This window comes from uncultured Bacteroides sp., assembly GCF_902472605.1.
Taxonomy (GTDB): domain Bacteria; phylum Bacteroidota; class Bacteroidia; order Bacteroidales; family Bacteroidaceae; genus Phocaeicola.
On sequence record NZ_CABROP010000050.1, the window covers coordinates 1 to 18200 of the forward strand.

General features: G+C 42.3%; 17 protein-coding genes. 11 read left to right on the forward strand and 6 right to left on the reverse strand.

Annotated features, from left to right (window positions below):
* Positions 1–37 precede the first annotated feature (37 nt).
* Complete coding sequence (locus RDP42_RS10865; RefSeq protein ID WP_308763699.1) at positions 38–493, reverse strand: radical SAM protein; 456 nt, start codon at positions 491–493, stop codon at positions 38–40.
* A 122-nt stretch (positions 494–615) separates the two neighbouring features.
* Complete coding sequence (locus tag RDP42_RS10870; protein ID WP_308763700.1) at positions 616–1815, reverse strand: hypothetical protein; 1200 nt, start codon at positions 1813–1815, stop codon at positions 616–618.
* 132 nt (positions 1816–1947) lie between these two features.
* Between RDP42_RS10870 and RDP42_RS10875 the strand changes: the two genes are divergently transcribed.
* A complete protein-coding gene (locus RDP42_RS10875; protein WP_308763701.1) occupies positions 1948–2409 on the forward strand; it encodes a transposase in 462 nt (153 codons plus the stop codon).
* Positions 2349–2573: a transposase gene (locus RDP42_RS10880; RefSeq protein WP_308763702.1), complete on the forward strand. Its 225-nt coding sequence runs from the start codon at positions 2349–2351 to the stop codon at positions 2571–2573. The genes RDP42_RS10875 and RDP42_RS10880 overlap by 61 nt, the downstream gene beginning before the upstream one ends.
* Before the next feature lie 575 nt (positions 2574–3148).
* Here the strand turns inward: RDP42_RS10880 and RDP42_RS10885 are convergent.
* From RDP42_RS10885 to RDP42_RS10895, 3 genes are all read right to left on the reverse strand, one after another.
* Positions 3149–3445, reverse strand: coding sequence for a helix-turn-helix domain-containing protein (locus tag RDP42_RS10885; protein WP_120467114.1), 297 nt, complete (start codon positions 3443–3445; stop codon positions 3149–3151).
* On the reverse strand, positions 3423–3731 hold the full coding sequence (locus tag RDP42_RS10890; RefSeq protein WP_308763703.1) for a helix-turn-helix domain-containing protein: 309 nt from the start codon (positions 3729–3731) through the stop codon (positions 3423–3425). Before RDP42_RS10890 ends, RDP42_RS10885 begins: the two co-directional genes overlap by 23 nt.
* Positions 3732–3985: 254 nt before the next feature.
* A complete protein-coding gene (locus RDP42_RS10895; protein WP_308763704.1) occupies positions 3986–4225 on the reverse strand; it encodes a hypothetical protein in 240 nt (79 codons plus the stop codon).
* Between the two features lie 71 nt (positions 4226–4296).
* Between RDP42_RS10895 and RDP42_RS10900 the strand changes: the two genes are divergently transcribed.
* The 4 genes from RDP42_RS10900 to RDP42_RS10915 all read left to right on the forward strand — a co-directional run bounded on the left by RDP42_RS10900 (position 4297) and on the right by RDP42_RS10915 (position 9410).
* A complete protein-coding gene (locus RDP42_RS10900; protein ID WP_308763705.1) occupies positions 4297–4908 on the forward strand; it encodes a helix-turn-helix domain-containing protein in 612 nt (203 codons plus the stop codon).
* 129 nt (positions 4909–5037) lie between these two features.
* Positions 5038–5862, forward strand: a complete 825-nt coding sequence (locus RDP42_RS10905) for a class I SAM-dependent methyltransferase (RefSeq protein WP_308763706.1) — start codon at positions 5038–5040, stop codon at positions 5860–5862.
* A 46-nt stretch (positions 5863–5908) separates the two neighbouring features.
* Positions 5909–7684, forward strand: coding sequence for an ABC transporter ATP-binding protein (locus RDP42_RS10910; protein ID WP_308763707.1), 1776 nt, complete (start codon positions 5909–5911; stop codon positions 7682–7684).
* Complete coding sequence (locus tag RDP42_RS10915; protein WP_308763708.1) at positions 7677–9410, forward strand: ABC transporter ATP-binding protein; 1734 nt, start codon at positions 7677–7679, stop codon at positions 9408–9410. The genes RDP42_RS10910 and RDP42_RS10915 overlap by 8 nt, the downstream gene beginning before the upstream one ends.
* Before the next feature lie 197 nt (positions 9411–9607).
* On the opposite strand, the gene RDP42_RS10920 is transcribed toward RDP42_RS10915, so the two are convergent.
* Positions 9608–10126: a GNAT family N-acetyltransferase gene (locus RDP42_RS10920; protein ID WP_308763709.1), complete on the reverse strand. Its 519-nt coding sequence runs from the start codon at positions 10124–10126 to the stop codon at positions 9608–9610.
* A gap of 267 nt (positions 10127–10393) precedes the next feature.
* On the opposite strand from RDP42_RS10920, the gene RDP42_RS10925 reads away from it, so the two are divergent.
* The 5 genes from RDP42_RS10925 to RDP42_RS10945 all read left to right on the forward strand — a co-directional run bounded on the left by RDP42_RS10925 (position 10394) and on the right by RDP42_RS10945 (position 18073).
* Positions 10394–11473 carry a sensor histidine kinase gene (locus tag RDP42_RS10925; RefSeq protein ID WP_308763710.1) on the forward strand — a complete coding sequence of 360 codons (1080 nt, stop codon included), beginning with the start codon at positions 10394–10396 and terminating at the stop codon, positions 11471–11473.
* A complete protein-coding gene (locus RDP42_RS10930) occupies positions 11461–12222 on the forward strand; it encodes a LytTR family DNA-binding domain-containing protein (protein ID WP_308763711.1) in 762 nt (253 codons plus the stop codon). The genes RDP42_RS10925 and RDP42_RS10930 overlap by 13 nt, the downstream gene beginning before the upstream one ends.
* Before the next feature lie 149 nt (positions 12223–12371).
* Positions 12372–13508, forward strand: coding sequence for an efflux RND transporter periplasmic adaptor subunit (locus RDP42_RS10935; RefSeq protein WP_308763712.1), 1137 nt, complete (start codon positions 12372–12374; stop codon positions 13506–13508).
* A gap of 16 nt (positions 13509–13524) precedes the next feature.
* Positions 13525–16701, forward strand: a complete 3177-nt coding sequence (locus RDP42_RS10940; protein ID WP_308763713.1) for an efflux RND transporter permease subunit — start codon at positions 13525–13527, stop codon at positions 16699–16701.
* A 1-nt stretch (position 16702) separates the two neighbouring features.
* Positions 16703–18073: a TolC family protein gene (locus tag RDP42_RS10945; RefSeq protein ID WP_308763714.1), complete on the forward strand. Its 1371-nt coding sequence runs from the start codon at positions 16703–16705 to the stop codon at positions 18071–18073.
* Positions 18074–18200 lie beyond the last annotated feature (127 nt).

The window sequence follows — 18200 nt, forward strand, 5'->3', positions numbered from 1 at the left end:
CTTCAATCTGATATGAAACGACAGAGGCCATCTCAATTCATTTTGAGACAGCCTCATTTACAGTCTTTTGCTTTTCTTCAAAGTGGTGCCCTGAAGAATCTACACGGTAACTATGAGAATATTCATCACCATCTAAGCTAATTAAAAGGTTTATTTTTTTCTCTACAATAAAGTTCATATATTTATCTAATAACAAAGCATTTGTTGTCATATTATAGATAAAATAAGTGTTTTTTATTTTAGGCAATGAATCAATATACTCAATGATCTGTTTTATCAAATTCATATTTAACAAGGGCTCTCCACCATAAAACCCAAACATTATTTTTCTTGGAAATGTAGTTCCTGAATAATGCCCCCAAATATTATATAAATAATCTATCAATGCTTTTGCGTCGGAGAAATTTAAAAAATTATTTTCCCTTTTTTCATGTGTATTATAAAAATCTCCATATCCACAATATTTACATCTCAAATTACATAAGTCCGTCACTTCAAATGTAAGTTGCTTTAAATTAATTAATTGAGAATATCCTTCTCTGAAATATCATAAATATAATGCACATCCTTTGGATGACAAGATTCGTTCCAATTATTGATATAATTTTTTGCATTTTATTTTAATTTAAATTTAAGTATGACAGGATTACTGTCTGGAGTCAATGTCTTAAAAGGTGACGAGGAACTTTCCTCAAAAAAGAGAAAGGCATCAACTAACATATACAAGTAGTCGTTTTTTACATAACAGTTGCTTAAATGTTGGAAACTTACTTCATTTAGATAGTTATCAATGTCATTTTCGAATGGAACATCGCTGTATTGGTTTGCTTTTCCATTGGCGGGGCAATAGCCATAGCAAGGTTCTTGAGTTTCTTTTCCCCAGTAGCTGAAAAGTATTCCTGATTTAAGGGGTAATACATAATATATATCTTCTTTCGGGCTAGAGATTTCACTTCTGGATATGTCTCCCACGGCTGCATGTATAATAAATTTATAATCGGCAGCTGTGTTCTTTTTATGGATGACATACCATGGAGTGATGGAACTGAAGTCTGTTGTTTGGTAAATGGTATCTACATTGGCTGGCTTTATCCAGTGAAGCGAGTCTTGTTTCCCATACATGATAGGCCAATTTCCGTTTACTGCTATTTTCCCTTTATAGGTAGCTTTTATATCATCATGAAAGTTGGGCAGTTGAAGTATCGTTTGATTGGTTGACATGTCTCGCACATAACAGAAAACCGATCCGTCGATATTAAACTCTGTACCATACTCTGGCAAGACATAGTCCCAGCAATATATTTCGTTATTCCCATCATATCCAACGATTTGCTTTCTTCTTTTTTCTTCTCCAAAGTATTGTTGGGAGGCTCCCAGTAAATCGCCATTTAATGAAAATAGTTTGTATTGGTCAGAGCTATAACTGCGTATAGCGACGAATTCTTTCTCTAAATTGAATATTGCTTTTCCTAATTTAAATGAAACTTCTTCCGGGCCTGGGCCTAATTTGAATAGAGGTTGCATAAAGTCTCCGTTCGGTGTATATTTCAGCACTTGCTCTTGGGTATCAATATAAATTGCTTTATCATCTATTACAAGGTTTACTTTTTCAAGATCAGGAATCAAGGGATCCTCGGATAATTGTATATATGAAATAGACTCTATAAACTCGGATAACTTTTGAGGAGTATTCGAATATGTAATATCTTGAAAATTTAGTTCCTTAACCTGTTTGATTTGCAATGACTTTTCTTTTTGAACACAAGAGGTTATGATTAATGACATTAATAATGAAATTAATAATGAATTTCTCATATATTAGAAATTTAAAAATCAGAAGCTGTTTTGAATTATTCCAACAATAATGTTATTGGTCTCCATAAAATTTGAAATCAGCAGGCCAATTGGAAAAATGTTTTATCTTTAAAGGTTCCAAACAATAAAGTTATGACACAGTATCCAACTGTCCTGACTGAAAAACAATGGCAAGTTATAAAAAAGATTTTAGAACCGCAAGGAAGGAAGCGTAAACATTCGCTTAGAGGAATAATGAATGCGATTCTTTATATCAACAGAACCGGGTGCCAGTGGCGTATGCTTCCCACTGACTTCTCTCCTTGGCAAACCGTCTATTACTATTTTCGTAAATGGAAGTTTGAAGGCGTGTTTGAAGAGGTGATGGATACCTTGCGCTCCCTCATCCACAAACAGGCGGGACGGCAGGAAAGTCCCAGTCTTGGTATCATGGATTCCAGAAGTGTAAGGACTTCCCATCATGTTGATTCTGACCGTGGTATAGACGGGAACAAGAAAATCAGCATATCATTGTCGATACGCTTGGCCTTCCTATGGCCGTCGCAATTCACGAAGCTAACCTGCACGACAGCAAGGGTGCACCGCAAGTCATAGAAAAGCTGGCCTACAAGTTTTCGCGTCTGGTGAAGATCCTAGCGGACGGGGGGTATCAAGGGAAACTGGCGGACTGGGTCATGGACAAGTTCGGCTGGATACTGGAAGTTGTTCTCAGGCCTAATGAATGTCCATCCCGATTTCAAGTCTTGCCTAAAAGATAGATTGTGGAACGTTCTTTCTCATAGTTGGAAAACTTTAGAAGGCTCACAATTGATTATGAGTTCTTGGCGGAAACAGCAGAAGCCATGGTGCAGATTGCATTCATACAAATCATGCTTAACAAATTTATCGAGTAAAATCAAAACAGTTTCTTAGTTTGTACAAAAGTAGGAAACCGAACCCGTTTTCTTGCTATGCAAAATATTGACAATCAGTGAAAAAGGTCGTAATTTGGTGGAGATTTTTGCTCCACCTTTTATCTCCACCTTTTGCTCCACCTCGAACGGTAATATTTTACTGTTTTTTGTTTTTCTTCAAAGTGGTGCCACCAGGAATCGAATATTTAAATTCAAAATCCTAAATTACAGCACTTTAATATCTTTGGAAAAATCCCCGAACCACTGAATCAGCTATATGCCTAATTCACCAATTTTCGATAGATTCTCGTTAATCATCCTTTGACTTTACAAAGGTAAGCGTTCAGTTCTATTCCTCCAAATATTTATATGATTATTTAGGTGTAGCTACAAACTATTTTATAAAGTTTATCTTTTGATTATTAGTGATTTAAGAAATGTCATTCAAATGCCAAAACTTTGTTTCTTTCCAATATATCTATAATGTCCTGTTCCTTATACAGAATCTTTCCTCCTATTTTGTAATATGGCAATTTGCCATTCATTCTATATTCAATGAGTGTTCTTTTTGTAATTTTGAGAGCCTTTGATAACTCTTGTTCTGTTACATAACGGTTCCCGTCCAATATAGGTCTGTAGATTAAAGAATTTGTATCCAATATTTTGGATATACCTTCCATGGCTTCAATAAATCTTTTGATTTCATTACTATCCTTATTCAATACCATCTGTCCCATTTCCATTATTAGTATGTGTTTTGAGGTTCTTCTTCATGTAATTTAGAATATCTTCTTTTTTATAATAAATCTTTCTGTCTATACGACTGAAGGGGATTAGCCCTTTCTGTCTTAAAGACAACAGTTTTCTGTCTGATATATTCATAAGAATACATACATCCTGATTATCCAACCATTCATTCAGTTCAGATTTGGAAGAGTTCAGTCCTTTCAGTTGTTTTTCTATCTTGAACAATATGTCGTTCATTTCCATAAATACGCCGGCTTCTATGTTTACTATCTCCATAATCATTAGTTTAAGTGGTTGGTACAAAAATAGAATAGAAGGCTGTGGAACACAAGAGACTATCATCAAAGTTCATAATATAACATCAGATGTCATAGCGAAGCCACCTGACTATGCAGATCGGAGGGAGCTGAAATCCCTGTCTTATTTCGGGATTTGATAAGCAGACTATGTTGGGTTATTGAGTAAGGTGGATTTTCACTGTATCTGTGAGGTCGTATATGGGATATAAGGATAGCCGCCTTTGATTTAGGCTATGCGTCACGTCGGTCGCAGTTTATCCCTGTAATCTTTTCTTTAATTCCAATCCGTTTGCCGCCGCATTCTTTTTCAGGCGAATTTTCATGGCGTAAGCCATAAAGAAAATTCTCCTGAAAAAAAGGAATAGATGCGGCTGGCAAATCTGGATTGGGATTTATCTTTGATGGAAGGGATAATTGCAAAAATGTCTTGTATGCATGTTGGATTTCTTTCCTCAGTTCTCCTAAAATCATTAAAAATAGGTATTGATAAGGTAAAGTATAACCTGTAGATTTGCACCATCAAATAGGAATAATGTTCTTATATGCAAATTTTAAAAGCGAACACACGGAATCGTATATTGATAGTTGCTCGACAGCAATTCGAGCAAAAAGGTTATTCCAAGACTTCCATGCGCGAAATAGCCGAATCGGCAGGAGTTGGTGTCGGGAATATCTATAACTACTTCACGAACAAAGATGAACTGTTTCGTGAGGTAGTGCGTCCGGTATTGTACGCTTTGGAAGCCATGTTGCAAGAGCATCACGGCATACGGGGAGAGGATATTATGATGATGAGATCGGAAGAATACCTGAAATCCTGTATAGACGAATATGTTTCGCTAATGGACAAACATAGTGCATTGATGAAGATTCTGCTGTTCCATGCGCAAGGCTCTTCGTTGGAGTGCTTTTGCAAAAATTATACCGACCGTTCTACCGAATTAGTCAAAAACTGGTTCGCGTCCATGCAACGGAAGCATCCCGAAATCAATACTGCGGTGTCCGATTTTATCATCCATTTGCATACGGTATGGATGTTCACAATGTTCGAGGAACTGTTGATGCACGCCGTACCCCGACAGGAAATGGAGACTATTTTACATGATTATTTTTTGTTTGAAATTCAAGGTTGGAGGGCAATCATTAAGATATGAGATACAGACAACGTAAATATGAAAAGACAGCTGCATCAGGGCGGCTGGCAAGGAGGAAATCTTCACGGAGGTTTCCTCCTTTTTTTATGAACAAATCTGAATATTGTTCACTATTAAATACTTAAAGATATGAAACAGAAATATGAGTTTAAGAGCATCGTGGCGGAAACACTGCTTATTCCGCTATACATGCGGGCAAAAGAAAGCCGTCGAGACAATCCTATTCTGAATGACAAGACTGCGGAACGGCTGGCGGATAATTTGGAATATGATTATTCCCAATTTGATGGGGCGAAACTGAGTGAAGTGGGATGCGTGGTGCGAGGATGGTATTTCGACTGTGCCGTGCAGCGGTTTATTGAGACGCATCCCAATCCGGTTGTGGTGAATGTGGGCTGCGGACTGGATACCCGTTTTCAGCGTATCGGAAACGGAAAAGCCATCTTTTATGATATGGATTTGCCGGAAGTCATTGCGTTGCGCCGGGAACTGATACCTGAACAGTCGGGCAATATCTATATCGCTGCGTCCTTGCTGGAAACCGACTGGATGGATGACTTGCGCCGGAAGCATCCCAGTGCGGAATTTATTTTTATTGTGGAAGGAGTTCTGATGTATTTTTATGAGAAGCAGGTAAAAGCCTTTCTGCATCACGTGGCAAGTCGTTTCGGGGGAGGCGAACTGTGGTTTGACGTGTGCGGTACGATAATGAGCCGGCACGTGATAAAGCCGGACTCGCTTCGCAAGCATAAGGCTCAAATCCGTTTTGGACTGAGTGACGGATATTTGGTGGAGCAATGGGAACCGGCTTTGATGCTCATCGAGCAAGCCAATTACATGAAGTTTTTCCGTTCACGCTGGGGATTTTTCTTTGGTTATGTGCTGGGACGGATACCTTGGTTATGTTTTAAATTCAGTTCAATGTTAGGGTATAAAATTCTCTGTAGGGTTTAATGAAGAAAATGAGATAAAAAGATAGTTACAAGAAAATAATATAGTAATGGGAACTTTAAAAAAATTACAGAGTTATATGGGACAGCGACGGACCCTCTTTCCTTTGTCCCTCATTCTGTCGGCACTTAGTGCGTTGGCAGGATTGGTGCCGTACATATTGATATGGCTTATTGTAAAAGAATTGCTTGTACCGGATACCGTCGGCGATACGGACATGATGGTTTATGCCTGGTGGGCAGCTGGTCTGGCCATAGGAAGCGTTGTGCTTTACTTTGTTGCATTGATGGCTTCACATCTGGCTGCTTTCCGTGTGGAAAGCAATATCCGACGTGATGCGATGGAACGTGTTGTGGATATGCCGCTTGGTTTTTTTGATCAAAATACATCTGGACGAATCCGTAAGATTATTGATGACAATGCCAGCATTACACATACTTTTCTGGCTCACCAGTTGCCTGATTTGGCAGCTACGGTATTGATGCCTCTGTTGACTACGGTGCTTATTTTCATTTTTGATTGGCAGTTGGGATTGGCCTGTCTTGTCCCCGTACTGGTAGCGATGGGATTAATGACTTACATGATGAACGGAAATGGACGGGAATTCATGAGTAAATACATGACCGCTTTGGAAGAAATGAATACGGAGGCTGTAGAATACGTACGTGGTATTCCTGTAGTAAAAGTATTCCAACAGACCATTTATTCATTTAAGAATTTTCACCGCAGTATTATGAATTATAATAGAATGGTAACAGCATATACACGTATGTGGTGTCACCCTATGACATTCTATACGGTAATTATCAATGGCTTCGCTTTCTTTCTCGCTCCTGTCTCCATACTGATGATAGGGCATGGTAATGAGCCTGTATCAGTACTGGTAGATTTCTTCCTTTTTATTCTGCTTACCCCTCTTTTCTCACAAAGTATTATGAAAAGCATGTATCTCCAACAAGCTACAGGGCAAGCTGGAGAAGCGATAAACAGGTTGGAAGGTCTGCTGAACTATGAAGTGCTGAAAGAAGCGGATAATTCACAAAAGCCCAAACGGTTTGATATCATGTTCGAACATGTTTCTTTTTCTTATCCTGGTACCGGACAAAAGGCCATAAACAACATCAGTTTTAAACTTCCCCAAGGTCAGACTTATGCTCTTGTGGGGGCTTCCGGCAGTGGGAAAACGACAATAGCCCGTCTGCTTCCACGTTTTTGGGATGTGCAGGAAGGCCGGATTAGTATAGGCGGCGTAGATGTACGAGATATTTCTAAAGAATCATTAATGGACAGCATAGCCTTTGTTTTCCAGCAGGCTCATCTTTTTAAAACTACCTTATGGGATAATCTCATTTACGGCAAACCAAACGCCACAAAAGAAGAGGTAAACCGTGCGATTGATGCGGCACAATGCAGGGAAACTATAGACCGTTTGCCGGATGGATTGCAAACAAAAATCGGGGCTGAAGGTACTTACTTGTCGGGTGGTGAACAGCAGCGTATTGTACTGGCACGTGCCATTCTTAAAGATGCACCAATTGTGGTACTTGATGAAGCTACGGCTTTTGCAGACCCAGAAAATGAAGTACTTATTAAACATGCTCTGAAAGAATTGACCCGTGGAAAGACTGTTCTGAAGATTGCTCACCGATTATCAACGGTGGTTGATGCAGACCGTATTCTTGTAGTGGATAATGGTAAAATAGTAGAAGAAGGTACCCAGCAGGAGCTCTTGGCAAAGAAAGGGATTTATGCGGCAATGTGGAATGAATATAACCGTTCCGCAAGCTGGACTATTGGCAGAAAGGAGGATACTAATCATGATTAAGACCATACAACAACGCTTTGCCCTGTCGTATCAGGGAGCTAAAGATTTTCTGAGAGGGGTAGTGCTTACTACACTGTTGGATCTGGCATTGATGTTGCCGGCTGTTTATGTTTTCCTGTTTTTGGATGATTGGCTGAGGCCTTTACTTGTTTCAGGAACATCGACAACTCACGGATTGTTATACTACGGATTGCTTGGCTTAGGTTTCATGGGAGTAATGTATGTGATAGGCTTTTTCCAGTATAACAGTACTTATACGTCGGTCTATGACGAGAGTGCAATACGCCGTGTGTCATTGGCAGAGAAGCTACGTTTATTGCCATTGGCTTTTTTCGGAGAGAAGAATCTTTCAGACCTTACAGCTACCATTATGGATGACTGTTCGGACATGGAACATACTTTCTCACATGCTGTGCCACAGCTTTTTGCTTCTCTAATTGCAATCTTGTTAATTTCAATTGGCATGTTTTTCTATAACTGGCAGTTAGCACTGGCTCTTTTCTGGGTAGTTTCGGCAGCAATGACGTTACTCATATTCTCTCAACGAAAAATGAGAACAGGTAATCGTGAAAATTATCTGAACAAACGGGCGGTAAGTGAAGCTATTCAGGAAGGATTGGATAACATACAGGAAATTAAAGCCTACAATCAAGAGATAAACTATCGCCAGGCTCTTACCGACAAGATTGACACCTACGAACAGACACTGACCCGCAATGAACTGATGCTTGGCGTATTGGTGCATGGAGCCCAAAGTCTGCTCAAGTTAGGCATAGCATCTGTTATCATAGTTGGAGCTGATATGCTTTCAACAGGCAGACTTGATCTTTTTATCTATCTTGTCTTTCTGGTTCTTGGTTCCCGGATTTACGCTCCCATAGATGAAGTGATGAACAACCTTGCTGCCCTGTCTTATCTTGATGTACGTATTCGACGTATGCGCGAGATGCAGGAAATGCCTGTTCAGCAAGGAACAACCAAGTTCACGCCTGATAATTTTGACATCGTGTTCAATCATGTGGATTTTGCTTACGAAACGGGCAAGCAAGTATTGCATGACGTGAGTTTTATTGCCCGTCAGGGGGAAATTACAGCATTGGTAGGTCCCTCAGGGAGCGGTAAGAGTACGGCCGCTAAACTATCCGCACGTTTTTGGGACATAGATCAGGGCTCAATCACTCTTGGTGGAACGGACATCAGCCAGATAGAGCCGGAAACTCTGCTGCGTTATTTCTCTGTTGTCTTTCAGGATGTGGTTTTATTCAATGCGTCTGTTATGGATAATATTCGTATCGGTCGCCGTGATGCAACGGATGAAGAAGTCTTGCGTGTGGCACATTTGGAGCAATGTGATGAGTTTGTTACCAAGATGCCTGACGGATACCGTACTATTATCGGAGAAAACGGAAATACACTTTCTGGAGGTGAACGTCAGCGTATTTCTATTGCCCGTGCTTTGCTTAAGGATGCTCCTATCGTTCTATTGGATGAAGCTACGGCATCACTGGATGTTGAAAACGAGACTAAAATACAAACAGCGATTTCAGAACTGGTGCGTGATAAGACGGTTCTCATCATTGCCCATCGGATGAGGACTATCGCCCATGCGGATAGAATTGTGGTATTGAAAGACGGTATGGTGACAGACGTAGGCACTTCTGATGAACTTATCCTAAAAGATGGATATTTCAAGCGTATGATAGAGTTACAAATGGAAAAAGAATAATTATGGAAATAAATCGTCATATACATTGTAGTAGGGACATGGTCATTATGGCCATGTCCCTACTACAATCAACAATACTATATTGTTTTGTATAGTCTTGAGTTTTGTTTTTGTCATATTTCAGGCTTCACAAATTTATCCTCTTTATTTATCTGTAATTCTTAGATATTAATCTAAGGTTTTATTCTGTCACGTCATCACCACATTATCATTCTTTTTTCAAAACGGAAATCGTCATCCGGACCGTCATAGTTTGGTTGGGGATGCGGATTGGGGTGGTGTGGATTGAAATATTCCGTTATCTGGAAGCCGCATACGTTGATATAAAAGTGGATGTTACGCTTGGCGAAGGCAGGTGTTATTGTTTCCCAAATGGTCACATCAGGATGAAACCTTTCGATTTCAAACCACATAAACTTGCCTATTCCCTGACTCTGTGTGCTGCTTTTGACGTATAGCAGTTCGAGCGAACCGCGTTGCCGTTGCTTGTCGATGGAGACAATGGCGCCGCCAACAATTCTGTTGTCCTGCACTGCCTTATAAGCTATTGAGTTGGCTTTGCATAGTGTCTGCTCAATTTCTTCTACAGGCAAAATCCGCTCTTCGGCAGGGAAATAACCGTCTTCGGTATAAAACTGGAATGCGTCTGACATATCCGTCTTGAACTGCTCTCTATCGGACTCGTCCAGAAGCATAAGCGTTAAATTCATTTTCATATATTAATAATTTGTTTTCTTGTCATTTTAATGCTACATAACAGCAATCTAAGAGCAAAAATAGAAATAAAAAGATTATTGATTAACGCAACTTTATCTGAAACGGTAAAATACTGGATTAAAGTGTATTTCTGTTTTGTTGAAATGTAGTGTCATATAATTAAGTTGAGCGTTGTTTTTTTACAGTTTACACTCAATTTATGCGGATTTAGCCCCGCTGAATTGGCTAGTATGGAAAAAGCGGTTTATTTTTGTAGAAAAAATCCCATGGATAAAACAAAGCTTGATCATCTGCTCAACCGATTATTATTGGTTGGAGTCGTGTTTGTCCTCACCTATTTTTTATCAGTATTGATAGATAAAGAATATGCTGTGTGGCTGCTGAGTGGGGAAGCGACCCTAAATGATTACGTCGTAGATGTGTTGTTTACAATCGTATCAAGTTTTGTGTTGGTTGAATTGTCTGTCTTTTATAGTAACTGGTCATTCCGTCGGGTTTCTTTTACCCGAAAGCCCTATAAAGGTTTGTTGGTCAATTCTTTCTTATTACTTATGTTCAACAATCTGACAGCCTGGTGTTTTTCATTAATCTGTATAAGGTTGTTTGACGATGAAAGTTCTTTTCTCTCACAGGGACTTTATATTTCCAGTGTTATAGCCACTTTTGTATCTTATCTTTATACCAACGCCCATTATCTGGAGTCGTATGTTCATGCTGAAAATCAGAAGAAAGAGTTGGAGATAAAGTTATTGAAGGAAAAGGAGTATGCTACCCAGATGCAGCTAGAAGTGCTGAAAGCGCAGATTGATCCGCACTTCATGTTTAACAATTTCAGTATCCTTTCAGAATTGATCATGGAGGACCGTACATTGGCAGACAAGTTCCTGGAACACTTATCCAAAGTCTACCGTTATGTCATTCAGAATCTGAAGCAGGATACCGTGCGTATCCGGGAAGAAATAACTTTTCTCTATTCATACATTTATCTGATTGAGATGCGTTACGAAGATGCTGTGAGGATTGATGTGGACAGTAAGCTGGCAGAAGACAATGAAGGATATATTCCACCCATTTGCTTACAGTTGTTGGTAGAGAATGCCATCAAGCACAATCAATTTTCTGCCTCCCGTCCTTTGGTTATACGTATTTATAGGGAAGAAGATTGGATTGTGGTTGAAAACAAGTTGCGCCCCGTGGTGTCTGAACTGGTTTCAACCGGTATCGGACACCGGAACATTGCCGGACGTTATTTCCTGCTTTGTCAGAAAAAACCCCTTATAGTGAAAAGTAAAGAGTTGTATCAAGTTAAGTTACCTGTAATACATAAAGAGCCATGTACATATTGATTCTTGAAGACGAAAAGAGAAATTTCAATCGTTTGAAACGATTGCTTGAAGAAATAGACGCAACGCATCATGTAGCCGGGCCTCTGACAAGTATTGCGGAGGCAGTAGAATGGTTACGGATGAATCCTGCCCCTGATTTAATATTGGCAGATATTCGTTTAACGGACGGATTGAGCTTTGACGCACTGCGCCAATCGTCCGTCTCCTCTCCAGTCATATTTACAACTGCCTATGATGAATATGCCATTCAGGCATTCAAATTCAACAGCTTCGATTATTTGTTGAAGCCAGTAAATGCAGATGAACTTGCTGTTGCTATTCAGAAGGTAAAGCGTTACAGCAGCATTCAGCAAGGAGGGAATGATGACATACGTATGTTGTTGGAACACATGCGTAAAAATAATTACCGTTATCGGGAGCGTTTCTTGTTGCCTTATCGGGACGGTTATGTTTCTGTCTCGGTGAAAGACATCAGCCATGTGGCATTGGACGGACGGAATGTGTGTCTATATATGAAAAACGGGACGAATGAAAAAATCTCGTATTCACTTGATGAATTGGAAAAACAACTTAACCCCGATGAATTTTTCCGTGTCAATCGCCAATATATTGTCCGTATAGACAGTATATTAAGTATAAACAACTGGTTTAATTCACGGTTGAAGATGCATCTGAAAAAATATCCTGATACAGAAGTGGTTGTGAGCCGTGAACGGGCTACAGCATTGAAGGAGTGGTTGGACAGATAAACCCTTACAAAAAGTATTGAAATACAGTCTAAAAAGCCTTTCTTGCGCTTCATGAACACTTTTTACCGTTTCATGCTTCCCGACCTTGTAAGACGGAGCATTCGACCTTTTCTTTGCAGGAAAAACAGCAACTATAAATATCCTACACAATGAAGAGAAAAACGGTAAACAGGAAGATAACGTATTTTATTTCTGCTGTATGTGTGATGTTTCTGTACTCTTGCAAAGACGGGAAAACATCAGAAGCGCTTACGGCATGTGAAGTAATGACTGTCGCTCCAGATTCAGTTGAAATCAAAGAGTCTTATTCTGCCTCCATACAGGGAAGGCAGGACATTGACATTTATCCGCAGGTATCCGGCAGGATTGTCAAACTTTGCGTTACCGAGGGACAGCGGGTACGTAAAGGACAGCAACTGTTCGTAATTGACCAGGTGCCTTATCAGGCTGCATGGCAAAAGGCAAAAGCAGACGTGCGTGCGACGGAAGCACAGGTAAAGACTGCCCGGTTGGACTGGGAAAGCAAGAAACAGCTGTATGCCGGGAAGGTTGTTTCGGAGTACGATCTGACTACCGCCCAAAATGCACTGGATATAGCGGAAGCCACATTGGAACAGATGAAAGCACAAGAGCTGAATGCCCGCAATGAGCTGTCGTATACCGAAATCAAAAGCCCGGCAGACGGTGTGGTCGGAACGTTGCCTTATCGAGAAGGTACACTGGTAACTTCGTCCATGACCACCCCTCTGACCACTATTTCGGACAATTCTGAAATGTACATCTATTTTTCCATGACAGAGAACAGCCTGCGTTCCTTGCTCAGGCAATACGGTTCTTTGGACGGGGTTATCCGACGGATGCCTCCGCTTTCTCTTGTGCTGAATGACGGAACGCTATACTCCGGGCAGGGACGTATTGAGAGCATCAGCGGTGTCATCGACCGACAGACCGGTACGGTGTCCGTCCGCAGTGTTTTTCCGAATCCTGACCGTCTGTTGTTAAGCGGTGGTATCGGCAATGTAATCCTGCCGCACAGGGAGAACTCTGTCATTGTTATTCCACAAACAGCCACCACCGAATTGCAGGATAAAGTATTGGCCTATAAAGTGACGATGGAATCTCACTCCAACAAAGCTACGGTTACTTCTGTGGAACTGACTATTGAAAAGCTCCATGATGGGAAAAAATACCTTGTCCGCTCGGGACTTTCTGCGGGCGATGTGATTGTGACCGAAGGCACGGGTCTCCTGCGTGACGGAATGCAGATAGAAATAAAGAACAAATAAAAGAAAAATTAAGCGTATGAACCTCAGATTTTTCATAGACCGTCCGGTGCTTTCCATCGTCATCTCCATCGTGATTGTGTTGATGGGGGGAATTTCATTGTTCAGCCTTCCCGTAGAGCAATATCCTGATATTGCACCGCCTACCATCAATGTGTTTACCAGTTATCCCGGTGCCAATGCGGAAACCGTTCAGAAGGCCGTCATCATTCCCTTGGAGGAGTCCATCAACGGTGTGGAGGACATGACCTATATCACTTCTTCCGCTTCAAATAGCGGCGATGCCTCCCTGAATATTTACTTCAAGCAGGGCAGCAATCCGGACATGGCAGCCGTAAACGTACAGAACCGCGTGTCTACCGCCTTGAGCCTTCTGCCTGCCGAGGTGACTAAAATCGGAGTCACGACGATGAAGCAGCAGAACGCCGAATTGAAGACCTTTGCCCTTTATTCCCCCAACGGAAAATACGATCTTCAGTTTCTGAACAACTACATGAATATCAATGTAGAGCCGCGCATCAAGCGTATCGGTGGTGTAGGCAACATGATGCTTTTCGGTTCCAACTACAGCATGCGTATCTGGATGAAGCCCGACAAAATGGCACAATACAAACTCATTCCATCGGATATTACGGCGGTATTGGAAAAACAGAATATTGAAGCGGCAACCGGAGCCTTTGGCGAAAATCATGACAATGCCTATCAATATACGATGAAATACCGCGGCCGTTATTCCACACCCGAAGAATTCGGTGAACTGGTCATCCGTTCACTGCCCGGTGGTAAGGTTCTCCGCCTGAAAGAAGTGGCGGATATTGAATTGGGTGACGAGGCTTACAATTATACGACAGAAATGAACGGGAAGCCTGCTGCCATGGCTATGATTTATCAGAAGGCTGGCTCCAATGCATCGCAGACCATCAACGAGATTGACAAGGTGCTGGAGGAAATCAGCAAAGACATGCCCGAAGGTTTGGAGTTTGTGACCCTGAATGATACGAACCTATTTCTCAAGGCTTCCATGAAAGTGGTATTCCATACTTTGCTTGAAGCCATTCTGCTGGTGGTACTGGTCGTATATGTATTCCTGCAGGACCTTCGTTCCACCTTCATACCGGCAGTCAGCATTCTGGTGTCCATCATCGGTACATTCATTTTTATGGTCGTGGCCGGTTTCTCCATCAATCTGTTGACCTTGTTCGCCCTGGTACTGGCTATCGGAACGGTGGTAGACGATGCGATTATTGTGGTCGAGGCGGTTCAAGCCCGTTTTGACGTGGGTTACCGGTCTTCGTATATGGCTGCCAACGATGCGATGAAAGGCGTATCATCGGCCATCCTCACTTCAACGCTGATTTTCATGGCTGTATTCATACCCGTTTCCATGATGGGAGGGACTTCCGGTGAGTTCTATAAACAGTTTGGTATCACCATGGCAGTGGCGGTGGGCATTTCCGCGATTAACGCGTTCACATTGTCTCCGGCACTTTGCGCCCTGTTGCTTCGCCCATACAAGGACGAGCAAGGGAACACAAAAGACAATTTTGCAGCCCGTTTCCGCAAGGCGTTCAATGCCACATTCGAGGCTCTTTCCAAACGCTATATGCAGTCTGTCCTGTTTTTTGTCAAACGCAAATGGCTGATGTGGGGAACGATGGCCGTAATCGCATTGCTGCCCGTCTTTCTGATGCAAACCACAAAAAAGGGGCTGATTCCCGATGAAGATACGGGATCGCTGATGATCAGTATGGATACCAAACCCGGGACTTCCCTACATGAAAACCGGAGGGTGATGCAGGGGGTGAACCGCTATGTGGACAAAATACCGGGAATCGCATACAATGCCAGCGTAACGGGATATTCATTCAACGGTGCCGGTCCCTCAATGGGTATGTATTTCATTTCTCTCAAGCATTGGGATGAGCGGAAAAAAGAAGGGCAGTCAGTAAATGCCATCATTGACAGCATCTACGCTTTTGCCTCCCAGGTGCCTGATGCCACTTTATTCGCCATGGCACCTTCCATGATTCCAGGCTATGGCATGGGCAGCGGTTTTGAACTTTATTTGCAAGATAAGTTAGGCGGCGATCTGAATGATTTCAAACAGGTGGCAGACAATTTCGTAGAAGCGCTGAACCGGCGTCCTGAAATTGAGACGGCCTATTCATCGTTCGCCACTAATTATCCGCAATATTGGGTAGATATTGATGCCGCAAAATGTGAACAGGCAGGTATTGGTTCAAACGAGATTCTTCAAACGCTTTCCGATTATTATGGTGGGAGTTATGTCTCCAATTTCAATCGATTCTCCAAGCTGTACAGGGTACAGATACAGGCCAGCCCGGAATATCGGGTTACATCAGAATCTCTAAACCATATCTATGTCCGTGCTGGTGATGAGATGGCACCATTGGCGCAGTTTGTCCGTCTGACCAAGACATACGGGCCGCAGGACGTTTCACGTTTCAATCTGTATAATTCGATTCCTGTCAGTGGTACACCGGCCAAAGGATACAGTTCAGGAGACGCACTAAAAGCGATTCAGGAAACAGCCAAACAGGTACTGCCAGCCAACTATGGATACGAGTTCGGAGGTATCTCACGTGAAGAAAGCCAGACAACGAACAATACGCTGATTATCTTTGCCCTTTGCCTGGTACTGGTCTATTTGATATTATGCGCCCTGTACGAGAGTTTCCTTATTCCGTTCTCTGTCATACTTGCCATTCCGTGTGGATTATTAGGCAGTTTCCTGTCTGCTCAGTTATTCGGATTGGAGAACAACATCTATATGCAAACAGGACTGATTATGCTTATCGGCTTGTTGGCTAAGACAGCCATTCTTCAGACCGAATATGCCGTCCAGCGCCGTCGGGCAGGAATGAGTCTGGTACAGGCGACCTACTTTGCCGCCAAAGACCGCTTGCGCCCCATTCTGATGACAGTATTGTCCATGATATTCGGGCTTCTTCCGCTGATGGTGGCGCATGGGGTCGGTGCCAACGGTTGCCGTTCGCTTGCTTCCGGTGTCGTGGGAGGTATGCTTGTGGGAACCATCGCATTGCTGCTTTACGTCCCTGTACTCTTTATCGTGTTTCAATATTGGCAAGAAAAGATGAAGCCCGTACAGACGTCAAAGAAGGATGCGGACTGGGCAATACAGATGGAATTGGAAAACCTTGAAAAGAACAAATAAAATGAAGTCATTCTCTTATTATATGTTGTGTGCAGGAACGGTTTGTCTGATGGCAGGCTGTTCTATTTATAAGCCGTACTCTCGGCCCAAAATGGAAGTGGCCGTGGACAGTCTGTACCGGGATGTGGAAAAGTCGGATACCACTTCGATAGCATCTGTTCCTTGGGAGCTACTTTTTACGGATTCTTACCTGCAAGAACTGATTGCAATCGGATTAAGACAAAATACAGATCTGCGCATTGCCCGCACCAAAGTGGAAGCAGCCGAGGCCGTACTGATGAATGCCCGGCTTTCCTATCTTCCGTCCTTGTCATTGACTCCTGAAGGCGGCATAAACCATGCGGTGGGGCAAACGGTCGGAAAAACATACAATCTTTCCGCTTCAGCTAGCTGGGAGATAGACTTGTTTGGCAAAATCACTAATGCAAAACGGGGAGCCCGCGCGGCTCTTGAAGGTAGCCGTGCTTATGAACAGGCCGTCCGTACCGGACTTATAGCTACCATTGCAGGCAGTTATTATACATTGTTAATGCTTGACCGGCAATTGGACATCAGCCAACGGACTTTAGAAAATTGGGAAAAAATGGAACAAACGATTCAGGCCTTGAAGCTGGCAGGAAAGGCCAATGACGCGGCTGTACTTCAGGCAAAGGCAAGTCGTTTGTCCTTGGAATCTTCCACTGTATCTATTTTGAGAAGCATTCGGGAAACCGAAAACAGTTTGTCTGCGCTATTGGCTGTCTCTCCGACGAATATCGAACGTGGCACCTTGGAAGAACAGCAGTTTCCCGATACGCCTTCGATTGGTCTTCCCATACAATTGCTTGCTAACCGCCCTGATGTAAGGCAGGCAGAATGGAATCTGTCGCAAGCATATTATGCCACTAATGCCGCCCATGCCGCATTTTATCCAAGTATTACACTTTCAGGTACAGCCGGATGGACCAACAATACGGGAGAATTGGTATCTAATCCTGGAAGTTGGTTGTTCAATGCCATCGGAGCATTGGTTCAGCCCTTGTTTAACAAAGGAATAAATATCAGCAATCTACGTCAGGCCAAAGCAAGGCAGGAAGAAGCTTTACTCTTGTTTCAGCAGTCTTTGCTGAACGCGGGGAAAGAGGTGAATAATGCCTTGACTAAATGGCAAGCTGCCAATATGCGTTTGGAATATGGTAACCAGCAGGTTTCGACCTTACAGGAAGCCGTACGCAAAACGGAATTGTTGATGCGGCATTCCTCTACTAACTATTTGGAGGTGTTGACAGCCCGGCAGAGTCTGTTGGAAGCGGAATTGACACTGGCGCAAGATAAATTTGAAATCATACAAGGGGTAATAGACCTGTATCATGCCGTAGGAGGAGGGTATTGATGAGGGTATGAAAAGAATAAAATGTTGAATGAAGTAGCCCTTGATAACGCTATGTTATATCTATTAATATTCTGCCGTTTTTTGCGTGCCGGGGGAAAACAAAAAATCCCGATTTCGCTTGGAAATC